Source organism: Bilophila sp. T19-St14, from assembly GCF_059728385.1.
On record NZ_BAAGFT010000001.1, the window covers coordinates 1,346,839 to 1,358,993 of the forward strand.

At 52.2% G+C, this 12,155-nt stretch carries 5 protein-coding genes; 3 read left to right on the top strand and 2 right to left on the bottom strand.

All coding sequences use genetic code 11. The annotated features are described in order from the left end of the window. Window positions 1-424: 424 nt before the first annotated feature. The 3 genes from AC6I1V_RS05950 to AC6I1V_RS05960 all read left to right on the top strand — a co-directional run bounded on the left by AC6I1V_RS05950 (window position 425) and on the right by AC6I1V_RS05960 (window position 2,397). The gene (locus AC6I1V_RS05950) at window positions 425-1,099 is read left to right on the top strand and encodes a hypothetical protein (protein ID WP_497736933.1); all 675 of its coding nucleotides are present in this window, start codon (window positions 425-427) and stop codon (window positions 1,097-1,099) included. Between the two features lie 9 nt (window positions 1,100-1,108). After that, entirely contained in the window at window positions 1,109-1,378 is a 270-nt protein-coding gene (locus tag AC6I1V_RS05955; RefSeq protein ID WP_497736934.1) for a DUF5334 family protein, read from the top strand. Window positions 1,379-1,662: 284 nt separating this feature from the next. Continuing rightward, entirely contained in the window at window positions 1,663-2,397 is a 735-nt protein-coding gene (locus tag AC6I1V_RS05960; RefSeq protein ID WP_497736935.1) for a Rha family transcriptional regulator, read from the top strand. A gap of 318 nt (window positions 2,398-2,715) precedes the next feature. On the opposite strand, the gene AC6I1V_RS05965 is transcribed toward AC6I1V_RS05960, so the two are convergent. Further along, the gene (locus AC6I1V_RS05965) at window positions 2,716-10,602 is read right to left on the bottom strand and encodes a hypothetical protein (RefSeq protein ID WP_497736936.1); all 7,887 of its coding nucleotides are present in this window, start codon (window positions 10,600-10,602) and stop codon (window positions 2,716-2,718) included. Then, window positions 10,602-12,095, bottom strand: coding sequence for a hypothetical protein (locus AC6I1V_RS05970; RefSeq protein ID WP_497736937.1), 1,494 nt, complete (start codon window positions 12,093-12,095; stop codon window positions 10,602-10,604). The genes AC6I1V_RS05965 and AC6I1V_RS05970 overlap by 1 nt, the downstream gene beginning before the upstream one ends. Window positions 12,096-12,155 lie beyond the last annotated feature (60 nt).

Below are 12,155 nucleotides of genomic sequence, written 5' to 3' on the forward strand. Positions count from 1 at the left end.
GAGGCGCGGGTTTCATTGCGGCACAGTGCGGTTTCTTGCGGGAAGAGCCCAAACCGAATCTTGCCAGTCGTCAAGCCAGTCTCGGCGATACCAGATCCGCCCGTTCAAAGAAGTATAGCGCGGGCCACGGTTCGATTCGTCCCAAACTTTCTTGCCCCTGCGCCATTTTTCGAGCGTTGACGTTGAAAAACCAAGGTAGGCTGCGGCCTCTTTCGGAGTCATGCGGTCATAACACATGATAATCATTTCTCCCGTTGTCTTTCATGATAGTGATCACGTCAGACACGGAGAGGCTTTCAACGGTTGCCGTGTCGCCCTGGGGAGTGTGTCCGCACTCCCCTTTTTTTTGCGTGTTATTCCGGTTCGGTTCCCTTTCTATTCGTTTTCTGATAGTGGTGAAGAAAAATAAAAGGAGGATATTTCTATGAAAAAACTCTTATTTCTGTTTTCTTCATTAGCTTGTTTTTTGCTACTAGGATGTGGCGCCCAAAGTCCATACAATTATCATCCAGACGAAAAAATAATTACGTATGGCAAAATTGGAGAGGTAAAAACTGTTTTATTAGGAGACAGTATTATTCATTATCAGGTTGAAACTGTTTCTGATGTTATAGAAATAGAGAAAAACATTACAGGTGGATTAATCACTCCAGTTTTTATACCAAAAGGAACTTATATAAAAAATGGTTCAAAAGGGAATACTGAATACTTCGATCCTATCTCTATTAAAGGTGGGGAAGCTTCGGCAGGTAGATTTAAAGTGTTAAGCCTCGCTTATAACAATAAAAGTAAAAATCTATCTCTCGATATTGCTGGAGAAGTATTAATTTGGTCTACTAAGGAAGGATTTAAAGTTGAAAGAAATCAACGACTGAAAAAAAATGATAACGACTATAAAATGCGCAGTTTGGCATACGCAGGAAGCCACAACAACCTTTTAAGTTTTGAATACAGAGAAGGTTCTAATACACAGCGTATTACACATAACATGAGCAATAGCCATATTTTTTCTTACAATGGATCACAAATTGAAATATTAAAATACGATGAACACTCTTTAACATGTAAAATAATAAAAGAATTTGACATATTTAACTAAACAAATACTATGAAAAAAATTATTATATTTGTATTTCTTATATTCCCATTTCCAGCATATGCTTGGGATGGATATGACTCAATGAATGGTGATAGTGTAACAATTGAAGAAAATACTTTAGTGCGCCCCGGAGAAACTATAGATATTTACAATAATAGTGATGGTGAATATCAATCTGTCGACATAATTGATGTTTATGACTCTGGAACTTCAACAACCGTTGAGACATTTAACTATTCGACTGGAGAAACGCAATTCCTCGAAATGGATAGCTATTGACATTTTCCCAATTTTATGGCGTTGTCTTCCCACGGTGCCTCTAACACCAACAGTAGGCGGACAACGCCACCCGACAGTATGGCTCTTTTTGTGCCCTTTTGCCAAAGTCAAGACTCTTTTTGACTGCGGTTTCCTGCTATACTTGCATCTTCTCGATGCCGGGTGTGCCCGATATGTCCAAGGCTTCGGCCTAAAGGCGGGCAGCCGCTCCTACTGGCGGTTAGAGACACCCGGCATTGTCATCTCTAGACAATGTCAATCCTGTTACAGTAGGAGTTGACATAATGTCACAGGCCCTTCTTATCTCTGATCCCGTCCCCACAGTATCTATCCACGATGGACGCCCCGCCACAACCTCTCTTGAGGTAGCTGCGTTTTTCGGTAAACGACACAACGATGTGCTACGGGACATTCGCAATATTTCTGATAACTGCCCTGAAAAGTTCACTGCGCGCAATTTTGCGCTCAGTAACTATCTGGATGAAACCGGGCGTTCCCTCCCCATGTACATCATTTACCGCGACGGATTCATGTTGCTGGTCATGGGCTATACGGGCAAGAAGGCCCTCGCCATCAAGCTGGCGTACATCGAAGCGTTCAACGCAATGGAAGAGGAGCTTGCCTGGAAGAACCGCCCTGCCCTGCCAAAGAGCCGCAGCACACGCCGGGAATCCCTGCCGACCATCCCCGGCTCTATTCCCAGACAGAGCCTCGACGAACGGCCTTTCCTCGACTTCGTAGAAGAAGTCCAGCAGGCACACACGCAGGTGCAGGAGATTCAAGAGCGGCTCCTGTCCAAGGCGTACAGGTTGGCATTGACCCTATGCCACGACATTGAAGCCAGAACAAAGGTGCCCGTCAGCAAGCGTTCCGGCAAGTTCACGCTTGAGAAGTTTCTTCTCGATCACATGACGTATGGGCTTGATGAAGCCTTGACCTACCCTTCCGATACCCTTCCAGACTACCGGAACCCCGGACTTTACCTGCTTGGGGTTCTCCGGCAGTTCAACGCAAACTAGGCTTGACCCCGGCCCCATGAATGGCTATTGAAAAAGGAAGGGCGGCGAGTGCGTCAACACCCACCGCCCTTTGGGGCCAGTCCCCGGATTTGATTCTATCTCATCCAGTTTTTAGCCCCGGCAGGGAGGTCAGTCCCTACCGGGGCAACTCGTTTTCAGCCTACTTTCAAGTACGGTGCAACGAGAACCACGATAACGCCCGCCAACACATTGGCGAGGACGTTCAGCAGGAACTGCTCCATAGGCACAACCTCCTTTCGGAGACTGGCCCACGGCGGTTTTCTATCCTTTCCCTATTCCCTTGTCAAAGAGCGGTTATCAGAATGCCGATGTACGTTTTTGCTTGTCTTTGGACGGAGCGCCGAGGATAGGAGCGAGGGGCCCGGCATTGCCCTCAAGGAACGCTTCTGTTCCCTCAACCGTGCGCCAGATCGGAGCCGTGGGAACCCCCGCAACAAAACCAACGGCGTCAAGCGTGTTCTTCATCGTCTTGTAGAACTGCTCATCAGACGTTTCCCCCGCCGCAATCTTCATTCCGCCGCGCGTTGCCGTCACCGCGGCATTCAGTCCCTTGAATGCCGCACTATCCCCAAACTTCTTGTTGTACTCGAACAAGGCTGGGATTTCCCGGACAATCGGGATCCCCATCAACCAGTAACCGAGCAGTTCAGAGCCCACATCTTCAGGTTCAGGAAGCTCCCCATCGCGGCCCCAACCAATTAAAAGCAGCGTCAGCATTGGAGGTGCCAGCCATTCGAGTGCGAAATGGGAGAAGAACCGTGCCGTTCCGATTTCAGACTGTCCCGTCCGTAGAGATTCACGGAACCCCGCAAGATAGTACCTTTGCCGATTCTGCCAGTTCATGGCAAAGCTCATGAACATGGTAAACAGACGGGCAGCCCCCGGTTTACGCATCAGCGCAGTGGTATCCATCGTCAAGCCGGAACCCTGCGCCCGGATCACGGCATCGTCTGCCAGCGTAATGGCTTTTGCCTGATCAATGCCCTTCCCTATCGCGTCATTGTACTTCGCCATCCATGTTGGATAGGCGACAATGGCATCCATAGCCTGAATCATCGCAAAGGCAGCTTCCTCCCATTTCGAGCCGAAAATCTTTGTGCCTTCCCTGAATGGCTTGAGCCTGTCCGCCACATCGCGCTCCATGTTCCGCGAGCGGCTGACCATATACGGGGACAACTCCCGGATGGTCCCCCAACTTTCCAAAGGATGAACAAGCATGTGATACGCCCCGCGCAGAAAAGCCCCCGTGCCCACTTCGGCCATCGACTGCGGGATACTCGTAGTCTGGAGCAGCGCGGTACGGAAGCTGAACCCCATCGCCGCCAACGAACCACGGCGCGCCAAAAACTCAAACATCTTGTTGATACCGTCGATCTTGGTGCGATCAGGGCGGGCAATGGAACGGAGCCACGGCACAACCTGCGCATAGGCTTCATCTCCAAAAGCCCGTTGCATGGCCCTGCGGTACACAGGCTGTTTCACAATGCGGTAGGCATCCAAAAGCGGCAGCGTATGGGTGCCGTAATGAATGGCGTCCGCAACATGGGAAGTCAGCACTGACAGGGACAACAGCGGAGGCAGCCCCGCGCCTTTACGCTCCTGCGTCATGCCGCTTTTCGGGTTCGGCGTCCGTAGAATAGCCTCCTGTGAGTTCAGGGCATCAAAATCAGAATTTCGCTGTGCCGCCTCGCTGAATCGCTTGTCGAACATGAGAGGATAATAACCGCCCCGCATAGTGATGGTTTCACCGTCAGCGGAAACCACTGTAAACGGTTTAGCTTCTACCCGCTTCAACGGGATGCCGTACATCTTCTCATATGTGGCGTTGATCACCGGATACAGCTTATCAATCAGATCCCATACGGATTGTACAAACCGCCATTCAGCGCTTGTCATCCTGCGGGTGATTGCCTCCAAGTCCTGCATATTCCAGTTATAGCCGCGCTGGAGCGCCGAGAGGTTGCCGTCATTCCCCATATTCAGGGCAACGGAAAGAACACGCTCTTTTGTCCACTGTCCGCCAAACTCCCGTTCAACATCCGGCAGCATACGGACGCCCTCAATCGTGAATGTTTTGTGCATGTTCCTTCCCATAATGGGATCAAGAAGCCCGCGCAGCGCATTGCCGTATTCACGGAACAACGCTTGCTCTTGCGACGCAGCGCGCTGGAGAGGTTGCACGATAAGGCGGCTGTTCGGCCCGTCGTGATCCGCCCTGTAGCCGTCCGCAGCGTCGAACAGGTAGCGCATCACCTTCATATTGGCGAGGGAATCACGGAACCACGCGCGCAACGCGCCGGGCAAACGGTTGCGTTCATCAGCCGTAATATGTTTTGTCTCGCTCAAGGAAGCCATCGGCGCCACGGTTTCAGCCACGGCTTGATCAAGCTCCTGCTTATGCAGCATACCGATCAGCGCATCCTGTGCCTTCCCTTGATGCGCCAGAATCTTGATCGCATCGTATACATCGCGCAATTCGGACAGGGAAAGCTCACTTGCCCGGCGCAACCCTGTGCGCTGCGATTCCTCAAATATCCACCCTGCAATAGGCGAAACCGTTCCTGTGGGGTCGAGGCTGTATTCCACGCCAAGGGCTTCTTGGAACTGCAACAGCGTCGGCCTGTTCTCATCAGGACGGGGGGCCATGCGTTTGGCGCCAAGGCCGGGGAAGTGTGCGACGAGAGAAAGGATCTGCTGTTTGAAGTTGTCGGGAATATCCTTTGACCGTGCAATACGCCGGATCTGGCGTATCTTTTGATTCCGCTCAATCCGCGCACGGTAAGCCGCTCCAAGTGCCGCCCGCTTCAACCTTTCCTCTTCCTTGAGCTGTGCCAGACGGGAACGCAGTTCGTCTATACGCGCATTCTTTGCGGCGTCGCTCCCACGCTGTTTTGTCTGTTCTTCCCGCCGGACTTCCCTCACGGCCTCCTCAATAAGAACCCTCTGCTTGCGAATTGCAGCCGTCAGTGCTTTATACTCGGCATCAACAGCAGAAGCCTTTTTGACGCCCACACGCCTATCAACAACATCGCGCAACTGTTTGGTTGTGGGGCCCGCATTCCCGCCGAGAGATTCAATTTCAATACGCAAGGCTTCATCCATCGCATCATTCATGAATTCTGCATCGGGTACGTAAGTCTTTTCCCATTCAGCGACTTTTGAACGGATATGGGTTTCAGTGTATTCAGCCGCTGTCGGCTCATTCATGAGCGCTGCGAGAACTTCCGTCCCGTCCCGCACGCCAAGATAAGCTGCGGCATCGTCGATAGATACCCCACCCCGTCCTTTAATGACATCTCGCTCCCGGCCCGCATTCCATTTTTCGCGCAGCAGCCACGCCAGATCCTCAGTAGCCATGTCTATAAGAGAATCCCAATTGATGCCGCCGACTGCGGAAAGTTCACGGATCCCACGATAGAAAGGAGCATCACGCACGAAATCCTGCGCCTCTGTGCGTGCCTCGTTCTCGACCTGCTTTTGTTCGCGCATCCGGCGCAGTGCAATTTCTTTTTCCCCTTTCTGCATCCCTCTGGAAACGGCCTGTCTGTAGGCGTCAAGACGTTCCGCAGGGATACCCAAAACTTCCGAGGCACGCTCAATAACTGGAGCCGGGGAACCGTTTTCACGGGCAACAGCAATATCCTCTTCGCTGGCAAGAAGTCTGTCGAATACGGCGCGCACATCGGCGGAAAGTTCCGCATCACCAAGCAAACGCCGGACGGAACGATAAATTGCAGTAAGCCACGCCCGGAACTGCCTGAACGCCGATTGCAGTTCTTGCCGTGGGGCCTTGCCTTCCCGCGCGTAGGCTTCAAACTGGCGGGCAAACTTCTCGTGCGCTTCCCTCTTGATAACGCCATCACTTTTGATCCCAAGTTCTTTCTTAATGGCGTCCCAATCGCTCTTGACCCATTCCGGGGCCGTCTCAAGTGCAGCGGCATCCCGGAGGTTTTCGAGGAAGAAATGGCCCGTCTCATGGATAATCGTGGAAAGGTTCTTTTTGCCCTTGAAAACGCTGATCAGCCATTTTCCGTTGGCAGTAGGTTCTATTTTCCCCCGGATATTGTTTTCATTTTTTCGCTGATAGTAGGTATTCAGTATATTGATCGCTTCATCGTCGAACACGACGAAAGCCCGACCATCTTGCCCACCTTCGTAGGTAATGCCTTTAATGCCAGCGGCGTTGAGCGATTCCGAAGCCGCACGATCTGTTTTGTCACGGCTGGAAAAGTATTTGTAGATATTCCTTCCGTTATGAAAGGCGTTGTTTTTTCCATTAGGATCCCACAAGTCATCTATCAGTATATTTAGCTCTGATTTGATCGCCGCTGTTATTTCATCGTCTAACGCATCTTCTCCATATTTTTTTCTCAGCGTGTCGGGTCCAACAGTACCAATGATGACACCTCTGCTAATCGGCTCAAAAACTTCATCCAATTCTTTTGCCGCCGCATCGCCAAAAGTCTCTTTGAAATATTTATATGTCTCGTTGTAAAGACTCCCCAGCCCGGCCTTTGCCAAAGCATCCCGTACTTTGTCGCTCTGCTTGAAGTAACTTTTCCCCTCATCCAGCAGGACATCGTTTTCCGGAATATCAACCTCAAAAAGCTGGCCCCGTTCTTCAACCTGAAGCCTGTTGTCAGCCTTGATTCCCTGCAAGACATCAAGAGCTTCTTTAGCTTCCGGTACGCCATAATCAACATCATCTTGCAACTCAGCTATGGCCTCGTCGATATTCCCGTTGAACGCAAGCAGTGTATCATCAGCAATCCTGTTTCCAGTGCTGGATTCCAGTCTGCCTCTCACGCCATCATAGAACGGCTTGCCATCAAGAATGATATTAACCCCAAGGCCGGTTTTGTACCTTTCGCTTGTCCCTCGCTCTTTTGCAAAATACAACCCCCAACCATGTGCCTGATTCCCCTCCCCGGTACCTATGGCATCAAGGCTGAACGCATCAAAACGGTGTGGTGTACCGTGATAAGCGGTTTGATAATACGTGCTTGGGTTGTTCGGCTCGTATTTGGCACGCTCATCAGCCGTCAGCTCAAAACGATTTTGCGTATCGAACGCCTGAATCTCATGGGCCTGCGAAAGGTACTGGATACGCGCAGCAAGAGCACGGGCACGCTCAAGCGGGAGCTTGCCCTTCAACTCCTGTTCAACCTGCGAATAAACCTCTTGGGACGCTTCCTCAGACAGGCCGAAATCGAACCGCTCGTCAACGTCTTGGATCGCGTGTTGCACTTCATGCGCGATAACCGAAGGAGTCACATCGGGATCTGTCGTAATATAGATCGTCCCATACTTCGGGGAATACCCGGCAAGCTTCCCCGGCAACCGCTCTTCCGGCACGACCTCATATTGCGCGTCCAGCAGTTCGGGATAGAGTTCATACAGCGCATCGTGCTGGTAAATGTCCGTCAAGGGGCCGCTCATGCCCTCTTCCCTCGGGACTGTTACGGTGGCCTTGCTGTCGTCAAGCTCCATCGTGTTCATGTGGAAGACGCGCCGGAGCACGGGCACAACGTCCCGGGCATTGGGATTGGCCTGAACGCGAGCAGGATCGATGAATTGATGATAGGCGTTGTCCTGCTTCAATCGCTCAACAAGCTCATCCGCCCCGCTTCCTTCCGGGAGCAGACCACGGCGAACGGCCTCGTCCGCAAGCTCGTCAATGGAAATGCCGCCCTTCTCTTTCGACTTGAACAGGCCCCGCCCTTTCGACCGCGTAATTTCCTTGAGTGTATCGGCATTGTAGGAGGAAGAAAGGGTTTTTCCGTCAAGGCGGCCCCACACCAGAGCCAAAAGTGGATCTTTTTCTGTCAACGGCTGGCGGGCAAAGGCGCGTTGCGCACGAGCGTCAAGGACATCCTGCGCCGGAGCATTGGGATCTATAAGCTGGATGCCCTGTAGCCGGGATTCAAGCCACGCGGCAGGCTCCATGCCATACATCGGAGCCATCCGCTCCGCATTGGCGGCAAGAAGATCACCATAATGCCGCGCCTGAGACTCAGAGTACCCCGCGTCGCGCATTTGCTGGACATAGGGCGCGGCTATCGTATCAAAACTTTCCCGGCTGTTCTGAGCTTGCTCAATGGATGAATCCACGAAATCGAAAAAGCTGTTCAGAGCATCAACCTGTGCAATCTGCTCTTGGGTCATGCCCGCTGTAGCTTCCTGCAGTTCTCCGGGAGTCATGACCGAAGGATCAAGCGTGGAGTCCTGCAACAGTTCCTTCCCCTGCGCCGTATTCAGCAGGTAGGGCACGGCCTTTTCCATCGGCACGGCAACACGGGTTCCCAAGGCCAGAGCGTCCGCAACATCCTCAGCAGACAACCCGATACGCTGCGCAATCTGCAATCCTTCATCCGACTGAAAAAGGACGCGCTGCATGGCTTCAGGATTGACGTACAGATCGCCTATCTTTCCTTCTTCTTTCAGTTGGGAGACAAGCTGTTCCGCAGCAGTGGGGCTTTCCGTAATCAACTTGTTGTTGCTGGCATGATCCGCAAGCGTCTGCAACGCATTGGACTCATTGCGCGCTTGTCTGGATTCTCTGAACGCCGCACGGGTTCTGATAGCTCCGCCACCTACCCCGATAGGCAGAACAAAGGCCTTGAGAGCTTCATACGCAGCCTCAGACAGGCGATCAACGGCTTCTTCTCCTGTCGTCAGTCGGAACGGTTGCCCACTGATTTGTTTTGCAGCGTCTTCTGTGATGATGCTGATCCCTTCCTGCGTCGTCTCAACGCCGACTTCGGTAGCCAGTGCGCCGAGGGCTTCCCCGGCCCCTTTTTCTACGGCCTTGAGCAAAGAGGGATTCTTGCTCAAAAGCTGTTGTGCGGAGGCCACTGTAGCTCTATTCAGGAGCTTGTCAGCGCCGGGAATAAGAGAAAGAGCCTTATGTACGCCCACAACCTCCAATGCTCCGGAAGGCAGGGCACCAAGGAAGGAGAGAAGGCGTACTTCATCACGCGGGAGAGGTTGCCCGTTCTCGTCTTTCAACTGTGAGAGCGAACCGTATATTTCCCCGAGGGACATTTCAAAAGCATAGCGGATGCCAGCGGCCCCGGCACCTGCAGCAAAAGCGGAGCCAGCAGAGACACCGGATATGGGACCAAAGGCAGAAGTAGCAATGCCCGCAGCGGCTCCGGCCTGTGCCCCGCCGAGTATGGAACGATAGGCACCCTCAGCAACTTGAGGAACGAACGTGGAAAAGGAGCTACGGTATGCCCCCATCAAAAAGCTTTCATCTTGGCGATAGGCTTGGTTGATGGAAAGTTCCCAATTGATTTGATCGATGCGCTGGAGGTCGGCAGGGTCGGGATTGTCTTGCCAGAAAACTTTATTCAAAAGATCAGTCTGCTCAATTTGGAGTCGACCAACTCTGTTTGCCTCCTGCATTTCTTGCGAAAGTCTTTCAAATGCTCCAATCTCAGGAAGCTGATCACCAAGTCCGGCAATCATGGCCGCGCCTTGCTGCACAAGCCAGCGCCCGGTAATCGGCTCATCACGAATCAGCTTTTCCAGCGCTGACCGGCGCGTCGGTCCATTCTGTGCGGCATCATAGACCCGGGCGATCTCCCTGTGGTTCTCCAAAACCGTACCTACAGGGATGCCTGTTTTGTTTGAAAGTTCCACGGCAGGAAGCGGATTAGGAAAGGTTTCGGCTACCGTGCGGGCGCGAAGATCCAGATCTTGCGCAAGATCCGCTTCCACCTGTCTTCTCCGTTGCTGGCTTTCACTCTGCGCGGCATACTCCGCATCCGAAAAGACCATTTCCGCGTTCCGGTTAAAATTCTCCGCAAGAGAGGATACAAGAGCTTGCGCTTCATCCGAAGGCTGACCCATCCTTTCCGGAGCGTAGCCTTCAAAGGCCGTATCAGGAGCACGAAGACCAGAAAAATCAGGCGCGCTGGTATCAGGAACATACCCGGCAAAAGCCTCTTCCGGAATGTTGATTTGCGGAACGCGCTGAAACTCGGCAATTACCTGCGGATCGGGCTCGTACCCGGTAGCGGAAAGATCGCCAGAGGCCACGGCCTCGATCTGGTCATAGTCTGGGGAAACCTCTTGCGACTGCTCAAAGTCGGAATATTCAAGTGTAATCCCCATGAAGGGATTGGTAGAGGGAGAAAGAACCCCCTTTTTTTCAACACTCATGAACGGATTCTGAGACATTATTTCCCCTGTTGCTTGAGGTATTTCTGATAAAGCGCCTTACGGTTCTCATCCGTCAATTCTTTTCCCTGAACGGAAAGAGCCTCATCAATCATCGGCTTTACGGTTTCAGGAATTTCCACCACTTTGGAGAACCGGTATCCCTGCTCTTGGTAACGCGCTAATGATGCGGCAGGAATGTCCTTACCCCAAGACCATCTTCCTTTATCAACAGTAATTTCCACAGCAAGGGATTGTGCTTTCTTGCGTCTGGCCTCATAGCCGACTGTTCCGTTGAGTTGACTCAAAATCAAACGATAAACAGATTGCGCGTCAGCATCTCTATAGTTAAATCTATTCTTCAACGTGCTGATAAGCTCATCCTTCAAAAGCTGTTCTTCCTGCTTCCATTGCTGATCCTCAGCACTTTTTCTTACCTTTTGAAGTGCGGAGGGGGGAAGGAAACCGGAAAAACGAGCAGTTACCATATCGGCGGTCACACCCGGCTGTGCAGCGTATGATTGAGCGTCAGCAAGAATACGGTCATCGACGGGAGCCTCAACCCCGTTGATCAGAAAATCCTGATAATCGGCTACGGATTTGCGCGTCTTAGGGTCGGAAATACCCGCCTGAATCTCCGCAAGCCTTGTATTCTTCTCATCATTGGTGAGGTTGGTATCTTTCAGCACCGCCTCTGTTTGGGATACGCCATCATTGTAGGCAGCCGCCTTTTGCTGGACTTCTGCCTGTTGCTGCAACCGTTCATGCAATCCCTGTTGCGTGAGGTAGGACTGAATCGCTTTCCCCTGCATCACAGGATCCTTTATCTTTCCGATCTGTTCCTGCACGCTTTCCGCGTTGTTCCCGTATTGTTGGAACAGGCTTATTCCAAGCTGTTCCGCCGCCTGATTCTGTGCCCTCTCCTGCGCCGCACGCGCCCGCTCCTCCTCTGCCCGGGCCTTGGCTTCAAGCTGTTCCTGCTTGTTCCGGATGGCTGCTTCAAGCCTGATCTTGTCTTCTCCCGTCAGCATCCCCGACGCCAACACGGATTGCGCTTGCTTCACATTGTCCCGAGACAGAGCCGCATTCCCTACCTCAAGATAAATGCCGCTGGCGTTCTCCCGCGTGGCAAGCTCCATCTGCTCACGAGACCACCCGCTGATACGGGCAATCTCCATGATCGCCAGCCCGCTTTCCTGTAGTTTTTGGGCAAACACTTCAGGATCGTTATAGTTCTCAAGGGCGGCGTTTTTTGCCAGTTCCGCCCGTGTCTTCTGCGTATTGATCTGCCACGTATTGAACTCACTGGTGGCATGGCGCTGCACCTGCGGCAAAAGCTGGCGCCCGTATGTTCCGATCTGCTTTTGGAAAAATTTCTTGCCCATGTCGCCAAGGTTCTTTTCAAATTCCCCGGCCCGTTCCCTCATGAGCTTTTCAGCGTCGGCAACGGAACTAAGCGCATTTTCCCCCTTCCTGTTGAAAATGCCGTTTTCTCCGTACAAATCGGCCTGCATGGACTCCTGAAATTTGTTGTAGGCTTCCTGAGCCTTGGTACGGCTGTATTCGGTATAGAG

Excerpts from the sequence above, each read along its gene's own strand:
- AC6I1V_RS05950 (WP_497736933.1), top strand. The coding sequence starts at position 425 with ATGAAAAAACTCTTATTTCTGTTTTCTTCATTAGCTTGTTTTTTGCTA.
- AC6I1V_RS05955 (WP_497736934.1), top strand. The coding sequence starts at position 1,109 with ATGAAAAAAATTATTATATTTGTATTTCTTATATTCCCATTTCCAGCA.
- AC6I1V_RS05960 (WP_497736935.1), top strand. The coding sequence starts at position 1,663 with ATGTCACAGGCCCTTCTTATCTCTGATCCCGTCCCCACAGTATCTATC.
- AC6I1V_RS05965 (WP_497736936.1), bottom strand. The coding sequence starts at position 10,602 with ATGTCTCAGAATCCGTTCATGAGTGTTGAAAAAAAGGGGGTTCTTTCT.
- AC6I1V_RS05970 (WP_497736937.1), bottom strand. The coding sequence starts at position 12,095 with ATGCAGGCCGATTTGTACGGAGAAAACGGCATTTTCAACAGGAAGGGG.